This window comes from Vreelandella arcis, from assembly GCF_900103865.1.
Classification (GTDB): Bacteria; Pseudomonadota; Gammaproteobacteria; order Pseudomonadales; family Halomonadaceae; genus Vreelandella; species Vreelandella arcis.
Genome location: NZ_FNII01000013.1, coordinates 38,759 through 58,901, shown reverse-complemented (window position 1 = coordinate 58,901; position 20,143 = coordinate 38,759). Strand labels below are relative to the sequence as shown.

Sequence of the window (20,143 nt, the reverse complement as noted above, 5' to 3'; positions counted from 1 at the left end):
TGGCGCTTTTTTGGATCGCGACTGTTTGGGTTATTGGCTATCAGCTTCTGATGCGTAGCCGACCAAGCTAATGGTACCTGTTTCGCCGCTATCAAGTGCTGCCAGCATCGGCGCCGCTTGGCGTTGGAAGGCGATTAACGTATCGCCATCTAGGCTGGTGTTCTCGGGCAGCTCAACGGTCATAGCGTTAACCGGCGAATTGTTCACAATGACCTCGTAATGAAGGTGCGGGCCGGTGCTGCGACCGGTGTTGCCCGAGAGTGCAATGCGCTCGCCCATTTCGACACGATCTCCCTGACTGACCAGCGGCTTGGACAGATGCAAATAACGCGTGCGGTAGCCGTTATCGTGACGAATGACAATGTAGCGTCCGGCAGCGTAGTGGTTGGCGACACGTTCAACCTGACCGTTGGCAGGTGCCGTAACCGGTGAGCCAATCGGCATGGCAAAGTCAGTGCCGTTATGCGGGCTTATGCGCCCGGTCACCGGGTGTTTGCGGCGAGGGTTGAAGCTAGAGCTCAGGCGGTAATTGCCTTCGAAGGGGCGCCGTGCAAAAGCCGGATCCAAACTACTGCCTTCAGGGGTGTAAAAGTTATTGTCGGTAGCGTTGCGCACTAGCGTCAGCGCCATCCGCTCACCCTGGTATTTGACTGCCAGTACGCGAGAATCGAGTGTTTCGCCTTCAATCATGTCGGATTCGACCAGTACTTGAAAACGATCGCCGCGACGGCTGTCGCGGCGAAAATCGAGTTTTTTCTGGAGCAGGCGTGTTAACTCTGTGACGGCTCCGCTATTCAAGCCCGTTGACTGGGCTGAGCGGGCAAAGCTACCGCTCACGGTGCCGGCGTAAAGGCGCTGAACCGGCTCGCCGATACGCTCAATGCTGGTAATGGCAAACTGATCGGCCTCGCGCTCAATTAAAACGCCCTCGCGCGTGTTTTTCATCATGCGTAGCGACAGCAATCGGCCTTCTTCATCTAATTGATAGTCGAAACTGTGGCCTGCTCGCCAGTGGGTCAGCATTTTGGGGTCGGGTACGTCGTCAAGCAGCCTCAGCACTTCGCTATAACCCATTCCAAACTGGTTTTGAGCCAATATGGCGAAGGTTTCGCCGGGTTCGACAATATGGGTTTCCCACTCAGGCACAAACGGCTCTTCGGCGGCAAGCTCCATATCGAGGAAAGATATATCGCTAAAAAGGTCAACGCCATAATCTTCATAGGAGGTCGCGTCGGCAATCTCAGTGGCGACATCGTTGTCGACGTCCAGCATCCCGCTGGTCAGCGTGCCCACTACCACGGCCATGTGCAGCGCGCCATCATTCAGTGTTGGTATGTCGGACGCGATGGCAAACGCTGAGGACTCAGGCGTTATCTCGCTCGTGGGTTGTACGTTGATGTCGGCTTCTGCGCCTTCAATGACGTCCAGGTCAACAATTTCGGTAGCCTTTAAGTCGCTCAGCGGGATGTTGTCGCGAGTGGCATCCAGGGCCCGAGAGGCGCGGCCGATGGCATCGGCAACGGGCGTACGTTCATTGTGAAGCGACGGTACGCCCGGTGTGGAATTACTTGGAAGCGGAACCAACACACTCTCCATGGGAGTGTCAGGTTGGTTTAAGTCATGATAGGTCGTTAATAATTTTTGTGTGCCCAGCACCGTAACCATGGTGGCTACCGGTAACAATAACAATTTATGCGTGCGGGGCAGCGAATGAAGGATTCGCAACATGAGTAAATGGACCGCCGAGTTCGTGATTTATAAGTAACAAAAGCGAATAAACAGATGAACCATAACCCATGATAGCGGGGGTGCCTAGACTGTACATCCATACATAAAATGAACTTGCGTCTAATTAAGCAAGAACTATGCAAATCATACTATTTTTTGAACACTGTTTGCTAATAAATGTAACGGCGGGTCGTCGTCATCTTTGTAAAATTCAGCATTGACCCTAATGCTTAGTACACGTCCGTGTTTTGAACCCTAAGGATAGATGTAATTTGCGTTTTGTAAAGCTGTTATATAAGTCGTGTCTAACATTTCCTGCGTTTAAGGATTGCTGAGATGTTGGTTTACAGGCGGGGACGGGTGAATAAATTGGATGATCATGCAGAATAGTTTGTTCGGGATACGGTAATCAATGGCATTTACTGGCATTCTAGAGGGGTTTTTTCGAAGATTAAGCCGATTGTTTCGCTATTTTGCATCGAGGAAATCGAAATGTCTCGGGTAACACTTGCACAGTGGCAGATGCTCGCTGCCGTGGTTGATTATGGAGGGTTTGCTCGGGCTGCTGAGGCCGTGCATAAAAGCCCTTCAACGCTGAACCACGCGGTACATAAATTAGAAGAGCAGTTGGGAGTTCAGGTGCTTGAACCTGTGGGTCGCCAGGTTCGTTTGACCGAGGCGGGAGAATTGCTGCTGCGCCGGGCCCGGCAGTTGATTGAAAGTGCCGAGTCACTGGAAGATGTGGCATCGCGACTGGCGGCTGGGCTCGAGGCGGAAGTGGTGCTTGCCATTGATCAAGTGTTTCCTGCTGCCGCTCAGGCCAAAGCCCTGGAGTGGTTTTCTGAAACTTACCCACAAGTCCGCGTTCAGCTGTTTGAAAGCGTGTTAAATGGCGGCATTGAAATGCTCTACGATAGCCGCGCCGATTTGGTGATATCGGGCATTGAAGCGCAGGGCTTTCTTGGCGAGCCGTTGGTGATGGTGAAGTTTGTCGCCGTTGCCCATCCGAGTCATGAACTTCATCGGTTGGGAAGGTCGTTGGATTTACGCGATCTTGCTCAGTACCGTCAGCTAGTGGTGAGGGATTCCGCACTTCGACAATCCACTAATGCCGGATGGCTAAAAGCTGAGCAGCGCTGGACAGTCAGTCATCTGAATACGTCGCTCGATATGCTTAAGCGAGGCCTGGGCTTTGCCTGGATGCCCGAAACGCGAATTAAACAAGAGCTTCGTGAGGGGCAGCTCAAGCCGCTCCCGCTAGCGGCGGGCAGCATTCGGGAGGTTCCCATTCAACTAATTTTTAGAGATCAGGATCAGGCGGGGCCGGCCGCGCATGCAATGGCGGCGGCGTTGCGCCAAGCCGTCCGCGAGTGCGCCTTGCAGGATTCGATTGTGTCGAATGAATAGCGCTAAAACATCCGCTTGAGTCGCCCAACCCCAAGCGTATGCTAGCCATACGCTAACGCATTAAGGAGATGGACGATGGGGTTGCTTATTGATGGTGAATGGCACGATCAGTGGTACGACACAAAGAAGCACGGCGGTGAATTTGTTCGTGAATCGGCCCAACTGCGCGACTGGGTTGGCGATAACCCTAATGCTCAGGGCGATGGCTATCCAGCTGAATTGAACCGTTATCATCTTTATGTATCGCTTGCCTGCCCTTGGGCGCATCGCACGCTCATTATGCGAAAGCTAAAGGGGCTTGAGTCGGTCATCGGCACGTCGCATGTTAGCCCACTCATGCTTGATCAGGGCTGGACTTATCACCAAGACGAAGGCGCAAGCGGTGACCCCATTAATGGAGTTGAGTACCACCGCGAACTTTACACCATGACGGATCCCACCTATACGGGACGCGTAACAGTTCCCGTGTTGTGGGATAAAAAGCGCAACGCCATCGTCAATAACGAATCCGCCGATCTGGTGCGTATACTCAACGACGCCTTTGATGAGCTAACCGGTAACGACTTGGATTTCTATCCCGAAGATTTGCGCGGTGTTATTGATGAGGTCAATGCTGATGTGTACGACCACATTAATAACGGTGTATACAAGTCAGGCTTTGCCACCGAGCAGCACGTTTATGAAAAACATGTGCATGCGTTATTCGAAGCCTTGGAGCGTATGGAAAAGCGCTTAGAAGAGCATCGCTACTTGGCGGGAGAGTGGCTGACTGAAGCGGATGTTCGGCTTTTTACGACCTTGATACGCTTCGATGCGGTTTATTACGGCCACTTTAAGTGCAACGTTAAGCGTATCGACGATTTCCCCAACTTGGCTAACTATGTGCGTGAGCTTTATCAATGGCCTGGGGTGGCAGAGACAGTCAATATGGATCACATCAAACGCCATTATTACTATAGCCACGATACGATCAACCCAACGCGCATTGTGCCGGTAGGGCCGCAGTTAGATCTCGATCGCCCCCACGACCGCGAGCGGTTGTCGGGGCGGGGCGTGCGCCGCAAAAACTAGTTAATCGGCAGACACAAAAAGCCACCTTGCGGTGGCTTTTTTGGCATTACGCTTGATGTGCGTAAGCGATGACAACGAGACGTTTATTGTTCGTCGACGTTATCGTCGGGTGCGATGGCTTCACGTGTGTATTGCCAAGCGCTTTCAATGCTTTCCTCTGTGGTTTCCCAAGCATCGCGGGCATTCGCTTTTGTCTGTTCCCACCATTCGCGATTATAAGTAGGGAACGCTTTAACTTCGTCCTCAGACGCGCTAATCAAGACGCGATGTTCGGTGTCATCACCGTCGGTATAAGTTTCAAGGCTGAAATAATCAGCGTTGACGACGATTTCACGCCCGCCAAGACCTAATACCGAGCCGCTTTCGACGACGAGGGAGCTAACCTTCATCTCTTCATTCAACAGAATGTCATCGACATCGCCAACTTCTTCGTTGGGGTTGCCTTCGAGATAGACATCAGCATCCATAATGTCGTCAGCCGAGTACATGCCTTGAGGCTCACTGGAGGCTGCGTTGGCACTAAAGGCAACGCCGCTCAATAGGGCTGCACTAACGGCAGTAGTAATGATTGATTTACGCATAGCATCTCTCCTTGTGGCTACGAAACTCAATAGCGGTTACCCCGCTGGATTAGCGATGATAGGGGCTATTGAGGAAATTACAAATTGCGAGGGGGTAGGTACGGAAGGGTTAAAGAGAACTTGCCCACTCATCCGCTTTACGCTCAGCTTCATCCTTCGCCAAGCCGTACTTGTGTTGTAACTTACCCACGAGCTGTTCGCGTTTGCCGCCGATTTGATCCAGTTCATCGTCGGTAAGCTCACCCCAACTGGCGCGTGCTTTGCCTTTCATTTCGATCCATCTTCCTTCGATTTGATCCCAATTCATCGAATCACTCCTTGAGGTGCCATGAAATTGATAAGGCATCTTTCAGGTTAGACTAAATGAGCCACGCTGCAAGGCGGGTGCTCGAAAAAAGGCGCATGAAAAAACTGGTCAGACGTTAGTAGCAGTGTTAGTATGCGCGCTCCTCGCATGTGTTGACCCCTCCATCACGACGATAAGCGTTTGCCTGCGTAGTTATGAGCCGTTAGCTAGAAAGAGCTCGCTGCAAAGCAACGTTTGCTGGAACATCTCGCTAAAGGCCGATGTTCGCTGCTGTGAAGATGGCGCGCCTCCAGCATTTCACCAAACGGGTGAAATCGGCGCAGTAAGGTCGCCACGGCGGATTGCCCCACTAATTTGTGGTCAATCCGGATGCTAGGTGCGACCGGCGTCTCCGACTCCACTGATGACGATATCCGCTTTGCGGACCGATGTTCTTTGATGCTGCTTGTTGGTGCGCATCATTAACAGAGTCAGAGACGCTTACGATGATTTTTGCCGGAACAACCGGCCTACCAAGGTGTGATTAATGACCTCGACTTCTGTCGCCTCGCCGAGCTTCGGCGATCTGGCTCTATTGCCTGCCGTTATGTCTGCTGTTGAAGAACAGGGCTACAAAATTCCCTCGCCGATCCAGGCGCAGACGATTCCTGCGTTGCTGGAAGGCCGCGATATGCTGGGCCAAGCACAAACCGGTACCGGCAAAACCGCAGCGTTTGCATTACCGTTATTGTCACGTTTAGAGCTGACCCGCCGCGAACCTCAGGTGCTGGTCATGGCACCGACCCGCGAGCTTGCTCAGCAGGTTTCCGCCTCGTTCAGTAAGTATGGCCAAAACCTTAAAGGCCTCGAAGTGGCCACACTGTGTGGCGGCCAAGAATACCGCGAGCAACTAGGCGCGCTGAAGCGTGGTGCCCAGGTCATCGTCGGTACCCCCGGTCGTATTATCGATCACCTCGACCGCGGCAGTCTGAAACTCGATGGCCTCTCGGCGCTGGTATTGGATGAAGCTGACGAAATGCTGCGCATGGGCTTTATCGACGACGTGAAACGCGTGGTTGCCGATACCCCAAAAGCAGCTCAGCGCGTGTTCTTCTCGGCTACCTTGCCGGCTGAAATCGAGCGCATTGTTAACCGCTACTTGGTCGACCCGGTGAAGGTGGCGATTGAGTCGGGCACCACCACCGGTGAAAACATTGAGCAGCGTATTGTGCGCGTTGACGGCGGCGCTAAGCTGGAAGCCGTGGCACGTATTCTCGAAGTTGAGCCGGTCGATGGGGCCATTGTCTTTGTGCGTACCCGTGCGGCCTGTACCACCCTGGTCGAGCAGTTAACGGCCCGTGGTGTCAACGCCGCAGGTCTGTCGGGTGATCTGGACCAGAGCCTGCGTGAGCGTACCATTACGCGTTTGAAGCGTGGCAAAGTTGATGTGCTGATTGCTACCGACGTCGCCGCGCGTGGTCTCGATGTGCCGCGTATCACGCACGTGATTAACTACGACCTGCCCCAGGATGCCGAAGCCTATACCCACCGCATCGGCCGTACCGGCCGTGCCGGACGTAGCGGTATCGCGATTACCTTTGCCGGTTTCCGTGAAGGCCGTAAAGTGGGTTGGATGGAGCAGGCGACCGGTCAGAAAATGACCGAAATGCCGCTGCCTGACGAAGCCGCTATTCGTGCGCACCGCGACGAAGTCTTCCATCTCCGTGTGGTGGCGGCACTGACCAAGGGCGCCGACGAGCAGCGTGCGCTGGTAGAGCGCCTGGTAGAAGAAGGCCACGACCCCATTGAGCTGGCCTGTGCGTTTGCCGCCATGGCCCGCGCTGATGAAGCACCGATTGGTCGCCTGCAAGCGCCGCGCAAAGAGAAGCCCTCGCGTGATGGTGCGTCTGGCGGTAAGCCGCCGGGTGCCCGCCGTGAACGCTCAAGCGCTCCTAGCGAAGGCATGACCCGCTATCGCGTTTCCGTTGGCCATAAAGACGGCGTTAAGCCTGGCCAACTGGTCGGCGCACTGGCCAACGAAGGGGGAATCGAAGGGGCACGTATTGGCCGTATCGATATTCGCAATGCCTTCTCGGTAGTTGAACTGCCGAACGGTTTGCCAGCAACCATATTGACTAAAATGGCTCGCGCCCGGGTTGCCGGTCGTCCGCTGGAAATCAGCGAAGACAGCGCGCCTGAGCGAGCGCCACGCCGCCGTGACAACGGTGACGCGCCGATTCGCCGTCGCGAACGCGCCTAAGGACTAACCGGCTGCCGCCAGGCGGCAACGGAGTAGATCCCAACGCCCCCGTGCCTTTCCAGGCGCGGGGGCGTTTTTTTGCTACCTTGTTCACCTGGATGACGGTAGATCAGGGAGGAACCATGTCGACACCACTCCACCCGTGGAACCTGGCGCCCAAAGAGGCCATTGCGCTGCAGACCCAGCTGGCGAAGCGGCTGGTGCTTAGCGACCGTATTGACCCGGTGCGTTATATTGCCGGGGTTGATATTGGCTTTGAAGACCAGGGCGCCACCACCCGGGCGGCGGTGGTGGTTTTACAATGGATCCCGTCGAGCGCGCCAAACTTTAGCGTGGTAGAGCAGGTGGTGCATCGTGAGCCAACACGCATGGCCTATATTCCCGGGCTACTGTCGTTTCGCGAGATCCCCGCCGCGCTGGGCGCCTTCGCAAAATTGAGCACCAAGCCCGAGTTGGTGATGGTCGATGGGCAGGGCATCGCCCATCCGCGTCGGCTAGGCGTTGCCGCTCATTTAGGGCTATGGCTGGAGTTGCCGACCATTGGTATTGCCAAATCTCGATTGACGGGCACACACGCGGAGGTGGGCGAGGAGCGTGGCGACTGGGAGCCACTTTACGCAGGTACAGAGATCATTGGAGCCGTCTTGCGCTCCCGCGCTAGGGTTAAGCCCGTGTATGTGTCCCCAGGGCATCGCCTTACGTTGGAGACTTCGCTTAAGTGGGTGATGCGTTGCCTGGGGCGTACCAAACTGCCCGAGCCGACGCGCTTGGCGGATCGGCTGGCCTCACGGCGTGATCAAAAACGGCGTTCGTTAGATAAACGCTAGAAAGCGCTGTAACAGGCCCGTTGCCTCTGGGGTATCGCGAACCGCGCTGATTAATGCCTCGGGATCTTCGCCTTGATCACGCAGCGCTGCCCGCTGGCGCGCAATGTAGGCCTGCATGATAGGGACGGTAAATTCCGGGTGAAACTGCACGCTCCATTGGCGAGGTCCATAGCGCAGCGCCTGGTAGGCGTCGTGGTGGTTATGCGCAAGTACCGTTGTGTTGGGCGGCAACTGCATGACCGATTGGGCATGGGTAAGGTGGGCCGGGAAACAGGTAGGCAATTGGCTAAATAAGGGGTCTTGCTGGCCTGCCTGGGTGAGCCGTACTTGACGGGTACCGGACTCCCGCCCAGCCGGATGGAAGTCGCTAATGCCGTCAAACGCGGCGGCCATTAGCTGGTGGCCGTAACACACGCCGAGCATCGGCACGTCCTCTGCCAGCGCTTGCTGGAGCCAGGGTTTTAGCGCCTCGCTCCACGGCGGCGCTTCACTGACCATGCTGTGCGAGCCGGTGATGATGACGCCGGCAAACGATGAAGGCGCTGGAGCCGGCGTCTGATCCCGTGCATCCCAAACGGTTATCGTTAAAGGAGCCGGTAGCGCCTCGCGGAGCTGCTGTATAAAAAGCTGCTCAAAATCACCGTGCTGGTCGACGACTTCCGGGAAGGCATCACCGGTTTTGATAATCACTAAAGAGGACATCTGACGTTTTATCCTGACGCTGCGCGAGAACGTTGTGTGGTGTTCAGCGGAGTGACTAAACGGAAACAATAGCCTACCGGGTTGATTACCATGATAAGGTGCATTGGTTACCCCATACAACGTTTAGGAGACTGATATGCAACAGATAACCCGTGCTGGTGAACCCATGGATGTCGCCGGTAGCTTGCCTACCCCAGGGCAAGTAGCGCCCGCCATGACGCTCACCAATAGCGAGCTTCAGGATGTCACCCTGGCGTCCTATCAAGGCAAACGCAAAGTGCTCAATATCATTCCCAGTGTCGATACACCGACCTGCGCAATGTCGACCCGGCAGTTTAACGCGCTTGCTTCTAAGCTTGAGAACACGGTAGTGCTGGTGGTGTCCGCCGACCTTCCCTTCGCGGCGAAGCGCTTTTGCGGCGCAGAAGGGCTGGATGAGGTTGAAACGCTATCCACCTTCCGCCATCGCGAGTTTCAGGAAGCTTGGGGCGTGGCGCTGTGCAATAGCGCGATGGAAGGGCTATGCGCCCGCGCAGTCGTGGTCTTGGATGCCGACAACCGCGTGATACACAGCGAGCTGGTGAGCGAACTGAAAAACGAGCCGGATTACGACGCAGCACTCGCGGTGCTCAACGCGTAATGCCCGCTTGATGACGCTCCGCCGCCGCCACCAGCGCGCGGATCAAGCGCTGTTGGGGGCGGTTGAAAATGAGCCATTCAGGGTGCCATTGCACGCCAATCAGAAAATCGTGATCCCGCGATTCAATCCCCTGAACCAAACCGTCGCGGTCGCGGGCGACAATGTCGATACCCTGGCCGGCTTGGTTAACGGCTTGATGGTGCAGGCTGTTAACCCGACACCAAGTCACGCCAAGTAAGCGGTGAAGCTGGCTGGCCCCGACAATATCCACCGTTTTACGCGGCAGCACTGTACGCCGACGCTTCAATCCCTCATGGGTGGTGTAAATATCCGGATCCAGGGTGCCGCCTAGGTGTATGTTAATCAGTTGGGCGCCACGGCATATTCCCAGTACCGGGGTATTCAGAGGAATGAAATGCTCTAGCAGGTTGAGCTCCAATTCATCCCGGGCAGGATCCAGGCGCACGTCCAGTTGCACCTCCCCACCATATAGAGACGCTTCAATATCATCGCCACCGCCGATAATCAGCCCATCCAGGTGGTCGGGCTTGGGCCTGGCGGGAGACAAACGCAGTGGTCGCCCGCCGTGACGCCAAACGGCGAACCAGTCGAACCACCAGGCGAGCTGGCTTTTTGCATCAGAGGTGGTAATGCCAATTAACGGGCGAGCCATGCAACGGCACTCTTTAGTCAAGGTGAATGTTAGTCAAGATGAATGAGTAAAGGTGAAAATGTCGGTGTTATGTTGAAGAGCGGCCGGCCCACCAACGTTTGACGCGGCTTGTCAGTCGCGTGAAAAAAGGCCGATTTTGCTTGGCAATGTAGTCGGCACAGCGAGCAGCAAGCGTTTCTCGGGAGGCGGCCAGGTGCTCAACAGCGACCCAGCGATTCCATTCGGTGACGGCCCCCCAGTCAGGTTCTGAAAGCTGTGCGTTGGGCAGTCGATAGTGAAACGTTGGACGCGCTTTGACCAGCTCGGTATGCAGCAGCTTGTGAGGGTGATCCGGCCGTAGATAGGCAAATAACGGCAGTAGGTCCAGCTCCCGGTTACGCGTGGGATTGTAATCGAGATAGTCGTCAATCAGCGTATCGATATCGGGCGAGTACTGGTTATCTAAAACCTTGAGCGCGTAGTCTTTCGGAAAGGGGTTCGCGTGGGGGAGCACCTCCCGGGTGATATCCACCTTGATCTCATCGCGAAGCCAGCTGGCCAAAAGCAGGTAGGCGCGCAGCATTGCCAGCACGTAATCCACGTCGCTACGCTCAATTTCAGGGTTGAGGTGTAATCCAAAGCCGTAGAGCAAGCTGGCATCCGTGCCTTTGGCACCATGAGAACGCAATGATTCAAACAGCGTGTCTAAATCGGCTAGCTCGTCCCACGGCACCGGCGGGCAAACGATTTCAGTAGGCACCAGGCCGGTCACCATGTCGCCGATCAACTCGCGTGTTTTGCGGTGGAATTCCAGGCGATGTTGGTGCTGTTGGCGCGCCCATTCGCCGTCCTGCTCATGGCTCTCTTCGATCAGCGCTTTGTCAGGGTGGGCATATTGGGTATCCAGCTCGATGCCAAATTCGCCCCAGCGAGTGTTCTCAACGAGTAGCCGGTGGGGGCTGACCACGTTAAGCTCGCCGCCAAACAGCTCACGCACAATCAGTGCGGTGTCGCGGGGCGGTATGCCGGCAAATTCAATTTCGACACCGACATGCCGAGTATTGCCTTTCGTATTCCGTCCGTTAGGTGGCGCATCCAACGTCATCTCGGCATCCTTTGAGGTGAACGATTCATGCGCTCAGCCTATCATAGTCACGCACGCGGGCTGAGAATATTCGCTTAGCGAGTCCTTCGCTGGGATAATCATGCGTCGATGTCCTTTCACGCCTTGGTTCAGGAGTAATATGTGCGAACGCACTGGCTAATTAACACTGTCTTAAGCCTTGTTTTCATTGTGCTGATGGGGGGCGTGGCATCCCAGGTTCAGGCGCAATCAATCTCGCTGCCCAGTCTGACCAGCGGCGGTTCAGAAGAGCAGAACGACGTTAGCAGTGAGGATTTTCAAGGCTCGCTGAACGACGTGATCTCGATGCTCGAAGACGAAGAACGGCGCAGCGAATTAGTCAATTCGCTGCGCGAACTGCAAACTGCGTCACAAGAGGCGAGCGGAGACGAAGGTTTGGTTCACCAGGGGCTGCTGGGCGCCTTAGCGGATACCCTTAACGACATTGGTGAGCAGGCCCAGGCGGGTGGATCACCCATTGATGAGTGGCAACGCCAACTGGTTCACGGGGGCGAAGAGCTGAGAGCGGTCGTCAGTAGCGCGAGTCGGGGCGAAACGATCCGCGCGGTGGCCGAAGGGGCAGTCCTCGCGGTGATATGGGGCGTGCTGCTGGTGGCAATGATCGGTGCTGGCCGGGTGATTGCCAATCGCCGTGACTGGCCGTTGGATTTGCCGCGCGACCCCAAAGGCTGGCTGATGGTCGTGCATAGTTTGCGTCGCATGCTGCCTTGGATATTGGCGTTTGCAATTACCCTGGGGATTGGTCAACTGATGCCCTACAGCCCTGGCCGTACCATGGTGCTGGTGGTGGCGTATATCTGCGTTTGTGGCCGGTTGCTGTCGGTGGTGTTCGAAACGGTCGTTGCGTTCTTCAGCCGTGGGCATCGCTTCGTCGCCGTGCAGCTGTTGCACCAGCAAGCGCTGCGGGGGCTGTTTGTGATTGGCGCGCTGATTGCGCTGGGTGACGCGGTGAACTCCAGCCGCATTGTCGAAATGCTGGGCAACGAGCTGTCGAGTCTGGTCTCGGTGCTTGCCAACATGTTGGCGGCAGTGATCTCGGCACGCTTTGTGCTCAAGTTCAAGCGGCCAGTGCGCCATCTGATATGTAACCGTCCCTACAAGCAACGCCGCGATGCCAGCGCTGCGGTAGAAATGATTCGCGCCCTCGGCGGGTTATGGCATATTCCCGCGCTGCTGTTAGTCGGCGGTTCGCTGCTAGCGATCTTTATTACCGTCGGCGACGTGGGCACGGCCCTGGCCCGGTCGATTATTTCCGCTAGCCTGCTGGTGTTAACGTTGGTCGTCACTGGCTTGCTACGTCGTCAAGCCGAGCGTTTGAGCAAGCATCGCCGTCGCCGTCGTCGGCACAGCCATTATCGTAAACGGCTGGAGCGCTTTGGGTTTGTACTGGGGCACATTTGCGCCTGGGTGGTATTCGCTGAACTGTCGATGCAGGTCTGGGGCAGTTCAATGTTTGGTTTAGGTCAACGCGGTTTAGCGGGGGCGCGGATTGGTCCTGCGTTGGTAAGCTTAGGCGCCACGGTGCTGCTGGCCTGGCTGGTCTGGATTTTTGCCGATACCGCCATTCAGCGGGCGTTGATTTCATCGACGCGCTCGCGAGGGCGGCGAGTCAACCAGGCCCGCGCGCAAACCATCACGCCGATGATTCGCAACGTGATCTTTATCACCATCCTAATAATCGCGGTCATCGCCGGGCTCGCCAACTTAGGGGTGAACGTGACGCCGCTCTTGGCGGGTGCCGGTGTTATTGGTCTGGCGATTGGCTTTGGTGCGCAAACCTTGGTGCAGGATTTGATCACGGGGATTTTTATCCTGATCGAAGATTCCCTAGCGGTGGACGATTTCGTCGAAATCAACGGCCATATGGGCACGGTCGAAGGTCTAACCCTGCGTACGGTCAGGCTTCGCGACCTTGATGGCATCGTGCATATCATCACCTTTAGCCGCATCGAATCGATCCACAACATGTCGCGCCAGTTCGGTATCGCGCTGATGCGTATCCGCATTCCGCATGATATGAAAATCGATGATGCCATCCATCTAATGCAGGAAACCGCCCAGGAACTGCGCAAAGATCCGATGATGCGCCACTATATTTGGTCGCCGTTGGAGATGCAGGGTATCGACAGCTTTGACGATGGCGGTGCCATGTTGCGCATGCGTTTTCGTACCGCACCGGAAATGCAGTGGGACGTAGCGCGAGCTTTTAACTTGATGCTGAAACAGCGCATGGAAGCCGATGGCGTTGATCTTGGCGTGCCACGCTTGAGTGTTAGCATGGAAGGTCAGGTGGGTGGCCCCATGGTGCCGGACGGCAGTGTGGATATGAAGTTGGAAAGCAATAGCGACGCGGTCGAGGACAGCCAAGCGACTGAGGAGGCCGCCGAGGAAAAAGAGCCGCCGACGCCGCCAAAACCCGCACCGAAGCCGACCCAAGCCGAAATCAAAAAGGATGAACGGCAGCGCAGGGGGAACAAACAAGACAAAGGGTTACCCGGCCGCAAGTCCCAAACGAAGGGCAAACCCTATCACGATGCCGATACCGGCCCCGGTGGCGAACATGGCGATCAGTAGCCATGGGCCACGCCAACGCCGCCAACGGTTATAAAGTGAGACCGCGCTGCTAACGCGGTCAACGAGTTCATCGTGGCGTGAAATGGCATTGTCGGGGGGCATTGAAAAATCATTGGCCACATCGCCTTGCCAATGCGCGCCGTGGGTTAAGCCTAACCGCGCGCGCAAGCAGCCAATGTCACTTAGCGTATGGTGCAGCGTGTCATACGTATCACGATGCACGTTAACCGTGAGTACCGTCTCGGCATCTTGGCGCAGCGCGCTATTTTGACAGCCCGTTACAGCGTGCTGTATTTCCTGCTCGGATGCCTTGGATGAAAGCGATAGGCGTTGATACAAATCGCGCATAATGGTTTTATTATTCCGTGGTCTTCGCCATGTTGGTTTAGTAGGTTTGCATCAGGTAATCATACGCGTTTTTGATGCGCTGAAAACGGGCGGACGCTAGCGCTACTTTATGCTCGCTCTCGGTGTAGAAGCGGTCTGGGTGATGCAATTGAGCCATGCGCCGGTAGGCGATGCGCACGTCGCTACGGCTGGCACCCGGCGGTAACCCAAGCACGGCTAAGGCGCGTGACGTTCGGTCGGGGGGTAGAGAAGTGCGCTGCCACTGGCGACGTTCACCCTGAGCACGCTCACGACGCGCCTGGTCGTGCTTGGCCTGCTCACCCCGCGCCCGTTCGCGGCGTTGCTGCTCGTCGCGCTGTTGCTTTCGGGCACGCTCTTGGCGCGTATTTTCCTGACGTGCCTGGGCTTCTTCCTGCTGGCGCTGCTTTTCTTGTTGTTTACGTTGTTTTTTCTGTTCGCGCTGTTGGGCTTTCTGGCGGGCTTGTTCTTCAGCGTCTTCACGGGCTTGCTGCTCAGCGGCGGCCTCGCGCGCTTTTTGGGTAAAATAATCAGGATTGTGCTGCTCCCAGTAGACATGGCGACTGGGGTCTTCTGGCGTTGAAAATGGTCTGCCGGTTAATTCATAAAACAGTGTGCTTAGCGTAGTCGGGGTGACGTTGAGTAAATCCGCAAGAAAACGCAGGATATAATGGTTTGCCATCGATAGTTCGCCGTCGTCGGTGGCGACGGCAATCGACTGGTGTATGACGCTTAAACTCCGCTCCGGCGAGCACTCTTTGCGGAGAATTTCGGCAGCCAACTGAATGGCTTGAAGATTCTGACTGTGGGCAATGCCCATAACCGGGCCTAATTCATGCCCATGACGAAACTGCGCCGTGACCTGAGCCAAGCGGCGACGTCGCTGACCTTCAGATACGTGCTGGCGGTGTACCAGCACCCAGGCCAGCAATAACAGCGTTGCCGTATCCACTTGGCTGCGGCTATTTATTAGCACCAGCTCAAAGGGTGAAAAACGGGCCATGGACATTCCCAGGCTCCCAATACGAAAAGGTGAACAGCGGGCAATAGTGGCGGCAGGCGTCCGTTAAGGCAAGTCCTTCACCTACCTGAGACAATGTCATGGTATCGCATCGCCATATCCAGGGAAGTAGGAGATTGGTTAGTTGATCAATGTTGAGCGTAAAAATAGTTATCAGCTGCGTATTTCGCGGCGATTAAAAGAAGAGACCTCCCACACGTTGGATGTCTATTTGTTTATACCAGGTGAGCTAGGCCTTTCGACTCAATTGATTTCAGAGGAAGCGTTTTATCACTCGGCTATTCACGTGTCGCGCACTTACTACAGCGACGAATATCACCTGCCATTGGTGCACAGCAGGCTGGTAAGCCGTAACCAGGCAGATAGTGAATCGTACCGATTGAGCCTTAGCCTCTATGCCTACCAATACGTGGGAGGCATGGAACTTTCCACCCACTCGATGTTGGCCACGGCGCGGGACATACGCCGTAGCGAAGCCAAAGACAAGAACCAAGCTGACAACACAAACGTCGCCAGTCTGCTTAATCAGTTAGAAGAACTGAGCGACTTAAGCGAGGGGTTCTTGAAACGCTTGCGCCGCAATCCGCCGCAAGACGAACGGCTGTATAAATATTTCGCCAATATTGATAATTACCTGTCGTGGTTTACCGAACAGCAGTTATTGGCTTTGGTTGCCCATATGCCTAGGGGCGGCGAGTTTACCCCTATCCGTCACCGTTTTGTGGCGATTTGCCAGCGTGAAGCCGATTATCGGCGTGAACAGCATTACAATTCCGAACGGGTAATGGAAGACCCCACCCGCATGTCGAATAAGATGCGCTTATTACGCCGTTTAATAGAGTATCCCATCACCCTTAAACAGCGTTCCCAAGAGCTTGGCGGCGGTGAGCAAAAAGCCGTCAAAGCCTTGGCCACCGCCGTGGTCATGGCGTTTGTGTCGTTTGGCGTACTGCGACTACGCGATACGCTGGGCGATATCACGGCGCTATTTGTTATCGCCATGGCCGTGCTATACGCCATGCGCGAAGTTTTTAAAGACGACCTACGCAACACGCTATGGCGCTGGCTACGCCGTGGGCGGCCCAAGTGGCGGCGGCAATATGTGGATCCCAACCGGAACGTGCTCGTCGGGCATCAACTCGAGTGGTTCGATTATAAGCGCTACGCCTCCCTGGACAGTGAAATTCAGCAGATGCGCCGTCGAACGGTGGCTCAGCGCGAAGAAATGGTGCTGCATTACCGCTCGCGTTCACGAATGTCGCCGACCCGTTTTTTAAGTGGCTATGAACATACCCAGGAAAGTTTGACGCTGGATATCTCCATGCTGACGCGACTGATGAGTAAAGGAAAGCATGACATATACCGCTTGAAGGAAGGTCAGGCCGTGCGTGAAAGCGTCGAGCGTCGCCACCTGTTTAGCCTGGTGATTCGCGAAACCGGCAGCGAAGACGAGCCCCATTTGGCACGCTGGAAAGTGGTGGTCAGCCGGTCAGGGATTGTTTCGGTGGAAAAAGTCCAGGTGAGCAGTACCGCAAAGGTGGGTGAATAAACTGCGCTAGATCAAGAAAGCGCCAACCCTATGGGGTCAGCATGGGCAAATTAGCAGCAGCAAACTAGTCTTAAAGAAAGGGCGGGGTCATCGATATTAATGATGACAACGCAAAGGCCAGTTGTAAGGAGGATAACCATGCAAGCAATCGACATTATGACGCCTAAAGTGGTGAGTGTGGCTCCCGACACGAACGTAAGTGAAGTTGCCGAGTTGCTGCTTAGCCACCGTATTAGTGCTGTTCCCGTGGTGGATGATGAGCACAAAGTGATCGGGATTATCAGCGAAGGTGATTTGATGCGTCGGCTAAAAGACGACAATGGCCAAGAACACTCGGGGTGGTTATCTCTCTTCAGCGCGGGGAAAAATTCGGGCGAGTATGTGAAATCGCACGGACGTAAAGCCCATGAGGTTATGACACCCAACCCGCTGACCGTTGAGGAGAATACCCCGCTACATAGCATTGCGCGATTGCTGGAAAAGCATCATATCAAGCGCGTGCCAGTGTTGCGTGATGGCAAACTGGTGGGGATCGTTAGCCGCGCTAATTTGCTGCAAGGGATCGCCAATGTTGCGGTGGGGCCGACTCAATCTCCTTCAGATGATCGGCAAATTCGACAAGCCATTCTTGATGAAGTTGAACATAACACCGACGTGCGAACCGAGAATCTCAGTGTGATCGTGGATGGTGGCGTCGTGGAAGTATGGGGGTTGGTCGAGTCACGCGATCAGAAGCAGGCGGTGACCGTCGCGGCGGAAAATATTTCGGGGGTTACGCGAGTCGAAAACAACCTGGGCATGATGCCGCGCGGCGTAGGGTATATGTAACGCTAGCCTGCGTATCGCTGACAGGGCGGGAAGACAGCGAAAAATGCCCGCTATTGGCTAGCAGGCATTTCTGGTTTAAATAATCGACGTAATTGCCTGCTCAAGATTATCGACGCTGCGCTGAGTGTGGTGAAGCTTATCCAGACCAAACAAACCAATCCGGAAGGTTTGGAAGTTGTCGCCTTCATCGCACATCAGCGGTACCCCACCAGCGACTTGTATGCCCGCCTGGGCGAGCTTGCCGACGAGGCCGCCGTCATCGGTGTAACACACCACGACGCCCGGCGCGTCGAACCCATCCGCCGCGACGCTGACAAAACCGTGGCGTTTCAGCATAGCGCGTACCTCGCGACCAATCTCACGCTGTTCTTCTTTCACCTTGGTAAAGCCGTAACTTTTGGTTTCCTGCATGATGTCGCGAAGCTTGCGCAACGCATCGGTGGGCATGGTCGCGTGGTAGGCATGCCCGCCGTTTTCGTAGGCCTGCATTATGCTATGCCACTTGCCCAGGTCGCAGGCAAAGCTGTTGCTTTGTGTCTCAGAAAGGCGCTGGGTTGCCCGTTCAGAAAGCATCACCATGGCGCAGCAGGGCGAGCCGCTCCAGCCTTTTTGCGGCGCGCTGACCACTACGTCGACACCTAACGCCTGCATGTCCACCCATAAGGTGCCCGCGGCGATGGCATCGAGTACAAAGAGCCCGCCCACCTCTCGGGTCGCCTGGGCAACGGTGCGAATGTAGTCATCCGGCAGCAGCAGGCCGGCCGAGGTTTCCACCTGGGGGGCAAACACCACAGCGGGCTTTTCAGCGCGAATGCGCTCGGCCACCTCGTCGGCGGGCAACGGGGCGAAGGGGCTATGGGCATCGCTGGGGTCGAGTCGCCGTGCCTTTAACACTGTGTGCTGGTCGGTTAAACGGCCCATTTCAATGATTTGCGTCCAGCGATAGCTAAACCAGCCATTGCGGATCACCAGCGTCTTTTGATCAACGGCAAACTGGCGCGCGACCGCTTCCATGCCGAAGGTGCCGCTACCAGGCACAATGACGCTGGCATGGGCGTTATAAACGTCTTTCAGCGTGGCGGAAATATCCCGCATTACGCCCTGAAACTGCTGCGACATATGGTTCAGCGAGCGGTCGGTGTAAACCACTGAGTATTCCAGTAAGCCGTCCGGGTCGACGTTGGGCAGTAAGCCAGCCATAGCGTTCTCCAAAGAGGGGATGCGCTCTTATCGGCGCACTTGGTCGTCAACAAATATTGTTCTTAAGAGTACGAGTAATCAACGTACAAAACCAGCCCACGGGGAGCTGGTCTGTAGCGCAATAACGGTAGGTTTAACGCGGCGGCAATTGCTCGGGTCCGAAGGCGTCGGGCAGCAGCGTTTCCATGGTGTAGGTTTTCAGCACTTCGCCTTCGCGAGAAAGCACCAGGATCTGGGTGTCGGGCGTGGCAAACTCGCGGATGCGCTGGCGACAATCGCCGCAGGGCGTACACAGGTGCTCGCCTGGCCCCATCACATAGACCTTGGCAAGCTCGCGCTGCCCGGCGGTCGCCATGGCGGAAATCGCCGATGCTTCGGCGCACACCCCCTTGTAGTGGGCAACCTCCACGTTGGCGCCGGCAAACTGCTGCCCGTCGGGCGTCTCCATCACCGATGCCACCGGGTGGTGGGAGTAGGGCGCATAGGCATTGCCCAGCGTTTTGAGTAGCGTTTCAACCAGTACGGGGCCGACTTGGCTCATGGCGATTTCCTATGTGTTGTCCGCTCAGGCGTGCGCGGCGTCGTCGCGCAGCACCGTATCCAGCGCAATGATCATCATGTCGTCGAAGGTGGTCTGACGGTCGGCGCTCGAGAGCGAATCGCCTTTTAGAATGTGATCCGACACGGTGCAGATGGTCAGCGCCCGGGCGCCGAATTCCGCCGCTACGCCGTAGAGGCCTGCGGCTTCCATCTCGACGCCGACAATGCCGTAGCGCTTGAGCAACTCGGCCATCTCGGTTTGCGGGTTGTAGAACAGATCCGCCGAGAAGATGTTGCCCACCTTGACCGGCACGTTCTGTGCGTTGGCGGCGGCCACCGCGTGCTGAGTCAGGTCGAAGTCGGCAATCGCGGCAAAGTCGTGGTCGTTAAAGCGCATGCGGTTCACTTTTGAATCGGTACACGCGCCCATGCCGATTACTACGTCGCGGACGTTAACGTCGTCGCGCACGGCACCGCAGGAGCCAACGCGGATAATCGACTTAACGCCATAATCGGTAATCAACTCTTTAGCGTAAATCGACACTGATGGGATGCCCATGCCGTGACCCATCACGGAAATTTCGCGGCCTTTGTAGGTGCCGGTATAGCCCGACATGCTACGCACGTCGTTTACTTGGCGAACATTTTCCAGGTAATTATCGGCGATAAACTTGGCACGCAGCGGATCACCGGGCATCAGCACGGTATCGGCAAAATCGCCGGGGGCAGCGTTAATGTGAGGGGTTGCCATCTAGAATCTCCAAAAA

The 20,143-nt window shown here is 55.9% G+C and carries 19 protein-coding genes; 8 read left to right on the top strand and 11 right to left on the bottom strand.

Annotated features, from left to right (window positions below):
* Positions 1-30: 30 nt before the first annotated feature.
* Complete coding sequence (locus BLR97_RS15070) at positions 31-1,728, bottom strand: peptidoglycan DD-metalloendopeptidase family protein (protein ID WP_089707349.1); 1,698 nt, start codon at positions 1,726-1,728, stop codon at positions 31-33.
* Positions 1,729-2,220: 492 nt separating this feature from the next.
* Between BLR97_RS15070 and BLR97_RS15065 the strand changes: the two genes are divergently transcribed.
* Together BLR97_RS15065 and BLR97_RS15060 are read left to right on the top strand one after the other, a co-directional pair.
* Positions 2,221-3,135, top strand: coding sequence for a LysR family transcriptional regulator (locus BLR97_RS15065; protein ID WP_089707348.1), 915 nt, complete (start codon positions 2,221-2,223; stop codon positions 3,133-3,135).
* A 75-nt stretch (positions 3,136-3,210) separates the two neighbouring features.
* Positions 3,211-4,206 (top strand): glutathione S-transferase family protein, encoded by a 996-nt coding sequence (locus tag BLR97_RS15060; RefSeq protein WP_089707347.1) that lies wholly within the window; start codon positions 3,211-3,213, stop codon positions 4,204-4,206.
* 83 nt (positions 4,207-4,289) lie between these two features.
* Here BLR97_RS15060 and BLR97_RS15055 read toward each other — a convergent pair whose 3' ends face one another.
* Positions 4,290-4,787: a PRC-barrel domain-containing protein gene (locus tag BLR97_RS15055; protein WP_089707346.1), complete on the bottom strand. Its 498-nt coding sequence runs from the start codon at positions 4,785-4,787 to the stop codon at positions 4,290-4,292.
* Positions 4,788-4,896: 109 nt separating this feature from the next.
* A complete protein-coding gene (locus BLR97_RS15050; protein ID WP_089707345.1) occupies positions 4,897-5,094 on the bottom strand; it encodes a CsbD family protein in 198 nt (65 codons plus the stop codon).
* 526 nt (positions 5,095-5,620) lie between these two features.
* Here BLR97_RS15050 and BLR97_RS15040 point away from each other — a divergent pair.
* Positions 5,621-7,333: a DEAD/DEAH box helicase gene (locus tag BLR97_RS15040; RefSeq protein ID WP_089707344.1), complete on the top strand. Its 1,713-nt coding sequence runs from the start codon at positions 5,621-5,623 to the stop codon at positions 7,331-7,333.
* Between the two features lie 122 nt (positions 7,334-7,455).
* A complete protein-coding gene (gene nfi, locus BLR97_RS15035; protein ID WP_089707343.1) occupies positions 7,456-8,160 on the top strand; it encodes a deoxyribonuclease V in 705 nt (234 codons plus the stop codon).
* Here nfi and BLR97_RS15030 read toward each other — a convergent pair.
* Entirely contained in the window at positions 8,146-8,862 is a 717-nt protein-coding gene (locus tag BLR97_RS15030; RefSeq protein WP_089707342.1) for a glutamine amidotransferase, read from the bottom strand. The two genes, nfi and BLR97_RS15030, sit on opposite strands and share 15 nt — an antisense overlap.
* Before the next feature lie 136 nt (positions 8,863-8,998).
* Here BLR97_RS15030 and tpx point away from each other — a divergent pair, with 136 nt between their 5' ends.
* Positions 8,999-9,502: a thiol peroxidase gene (gene tpx, locus BLR97_RS15025; protein ID WP_089707341.1), complete on the top strand. Its 504-nt coding sequence runs from the start codon at positions 8,999-9,001 to the stop codon at positions 9,500-9,502.
* Here the strand turns inward: tpx and BLR97_RS15020 are convergent.
* Together BLR97_RS15020 and BLR97_RS15015 are read right to left on the bottom strand one after the other, a co-directional pair.
* Positions 9,492-10,175 (bottom strand): gamma-glutamyl-gamma-aminobutyrate hydrolase family protein, encoded by a 684-nt coding sequence (locus BLR97_RS15020; protein WP_089707340.1) that lies wholly within the window; start codon positions 10,173-10,175, stop codon positions 9,492-9,494. The two genes, tpx and BLR97_RS15020, sit on opposite strands and share 11 nt — an antisense overlap.
* Positions 10,176-10,242: 67 nt before the next feature.
* Complete coding sequence (locus tag BLR97_RS15015; RefSeq protein WP_089707339.1) at positions 10,243-11,259, bottom strand: amidoligase family protein; 1,017 nt, start codon at positions 11,257-11,259, stop codon at positions 10,243-10,245.
* Positions 11,260-11,400: 141 nt separating this feature from the next.
* On the opposite strand from BLR97_RS15015, the gene BLR97_RS15010 reads away from it, so the two are divergent.
* Positions 11,401-13,872 carry a mechanosensitive ion channel family protein gene (locus BLR97_RS15010; RefSeq protein ID WP_089707338.1) on the top strand — a complete coding sequence of 824 codons (2,472 nt, stop codon included), beginning with the start codon at positions 11,401-11,403 and terminating at the stop codon, positions 13,870-13,872.
* Here BLR97_RS15010 and BLR97_RS15005 read toward each other — a convergent pair.
* Both BLR97_RS15005 and BLR97_RS15000 read right to left on the bottom strand, forming a co-directional pair.
* The gene (locus BLR97_RS15005; RefSeq protein ID WP_089707337.1) at positions 13,789-14,220 is read right to left on the bottom strand and encodes a hypothetical protein; all 432 of its coding nucleotides are present in this window, start codon (positions 14,218-14,220) and stop codon (positions 13,789-13,791) included. The two genes, BLR97_RS15010 and BLR97_RS15005, sit on opposite strands and share 84 nt — an antisense overlap.
* Positions 14,221-14,257: 37 nt before the next feature.
* Positions 14,258-15,247 carry a J domain-containing protein gene (locus tag BLR97_RS15000; RefSeq protein WP_089707336.1) on the bottom strand — a complete coding sequence of 330 codons (990 nt, stop codon included), beginning with the start codon at positions 15,245-15,247 and terminating at the stop codon, positions 14,258-14,260.
* A gap of 136 nt (positions 15,248-15,383) precedes the next feature.
* Between BLR97_RS15000 and BLR97_RS14995 the strand changes: the two genes are divergently transcribed.
* Both BLR97_RS14995 and BLR97_RS14990 read left to right on the top strand, forming a co-directional pair.
* Positions 15,384-16,808, top strand: a complete 1,425-nt coding sequence (locus tag BLR97_RS14995; protein WP_089707335.1) for a hypothetical protein — start codon at positions 15,384-15,386, stop codon at positions 16,806-16,808.
* A 138-nt stretch (positions 16,809-16,946) separates the two neighbouring features.
* A complete protein-coding gene (locus BLR97_RS14990) occupies positions 16,947-17,636 on the top strand; it encodes a CBS domain-containing protein (RefSeq protein ID WP_089707334.1) in 690 nt (229 codons plus the stop codon).
* A 75-nt stretch (positions 17,637-17,711) separates the two neighbouring features.
* Here BLR97_RS14990 and BLR97_RS14985 read toward each other — a convergent pair whose 3' ends face one another.
* The 3 genes from BLR97_RS14985 to deoD form a co-directional block, all read right to left on the bottom strand.
* Positions 17,712-18,836 (bottom strand): aminotransferase class V-fold PLP-dependent enzyme, encoded by a 1,125-nt coding sequence (locus BLR97_RS14985; protein WP_089707333.1) that lies wholly within the window; start codon positions 18,834-18,836, stop codon positions 17,712-17,714.
* Between the two features lie 133 nt (positions 18,837-18,969).
* Positions 18,970-19,377 carry a cytidine deaminase gene (gene cdd, locus BLR97_RS14980; RefSeq protein ID WP_089707332.1) on the bottom strand — a complete coding sequence of 136 codons (408 nt, stop codon included), beginning with the start codon at positions 19,375-19,377 and terminating at the stop codon, positions 18,970-18,972.
* A gap of 24 nt (positions 19,378-19,401) precedes the next feature.
* On the bottom strand, positions 19,402-20,127 hold the full coding sequence (gene deoD / locus BLR97_RS14975) for a purine-nucleoside phosphorylase (RefSeq protein WP_089707331.1): 726 nt from the start codon (positions 20,125-20,127) through the stop codon (positions 19,402-19,404).
* Between the last annotated feature and the right edge of the window lie 16 nt (positions 20,128-20,143).

Excerpts from the sequence above, each read along its gene's own strand:
- BLR97_RS15000 (WP_089707336.1), bottom strand. The coding sequence starts at position 15,247 with ATGTCCATGGCCCGTTTTTCACCCTTTGAGCTGGTGCTAATAAATAGC.
- tpx (WP_089707341.1), top strand. The coding sequence starts at position 8,999 with ATGCAACAGATAACCCGTGCTGGTGAACCCATGGATGTCGCCGGTAGC.
- cdd (WP_089707332.1), bottom strand. The coding sequence starts at position 19,377 with ATGAGCCAAGTCGGCCCCGTACTGGTTGAAACGCTACTCAAAACGCTG.
- BLR97_RS15020 (WP_089707340.1), bottom strand. The coding sequence starts at position 10,175 with ATGGCTCGCCCGTTAATTGGCATTACCACCTCTGATGCAAAAAGCCAG.
- BLR97_RS14990 (WP_089707334.1), top strand. The coding sequence starts at position 16,947 with ATGCAAGCAATCGACATTATGACGCCTAAAGTGGTGAGTGTGGCTCCC.
- BLR97_RS15065 (WP_089707348.1), top strand. The coding sequence starts at position 2,221 with ATGTCTCGGGTAACACTTGCACAGTGGCAGATGCTCGCTGCCGTGGTT.
- BLR97_RS15015 (WP_089707339.1), bottom strand. The coding sequence starts at position 11,259 with ATGACGTTGGATGCGCCACCTAACGGACGGAATACGAAAGGCAATACT.
- BLR97_RS15055 (WP_089707346.1), bottom strand. The coding sequence starts at position 4,787 with ATGCGTAAATCAATCATTACTACTGCCGTTAGTGCAGCCCTATTGAGC.
- deoD (WP_089707331.1), bottom strand. The coding sequence starts at position 20,127 with ATGGCAACCCCTCACATTAACGCTGCCCCCGGCGATTTTGCCGATACC.
- BLR97_RS15005 (WP_089707337.1), bottom strand. The coding sequence starts at position 14,220 with ATGCGCGATTTGTATCAACGCCTATCGCTTTCATCCAAGGCATCCGAG.
- BLR97_RS15040 (WP_089707344.1), top strand. The coding sequence starts at position 5,621 with ATGACCTCGACTTCTGTCGCCTCGCCGAGCTTCGGCGATCTGGCTCTA.
- BLR97_RS15070 (WP_089707349.1), bottom strand. The coding sequence starts at position 1,728 with ATGTTGCGAATCCTTCATTCGCTGCCCCGCACGCATAAATTGTTATTG.
- BLR97_RS15060 (WP_089707347.1), top strand. The coding sequence starts at position 3,211 with ATGGGGTTGCTTATTGATGGTGAATGGCACGATCAGTGGTACGACACA.
- BLR97_RS14985 (WP_089707333.1), bottom strand. The coding sequence starts at position 18,836 with ATGGCTGGCTTACTGCCCAACGTCGACCCGGACGGCTTACTGGAATAC.
- BLR97_RS15030 (WP_089707342.1), bottom strand. The coding sequence starts at position 8,862 with ATGTCCTCTTTAGTGATTATCAAAACCGGTGATGCCTTCCCGGAAGTC.
- nfi (WP_089707343.1), top strand. The coding sequence starts at position 7,456 with ATGTCGACACCACTCCACCCGTGGAACCTGGCGCCCAAAGAGGCCATT.
- BLR97_RS15050 (WP_089707345.1), bottom strand. The coding sequence starts at position 5,094 with ATGAATTGGGATCAAATCGAAGGAAGATGGATCGAAATGAAAGGCAAA.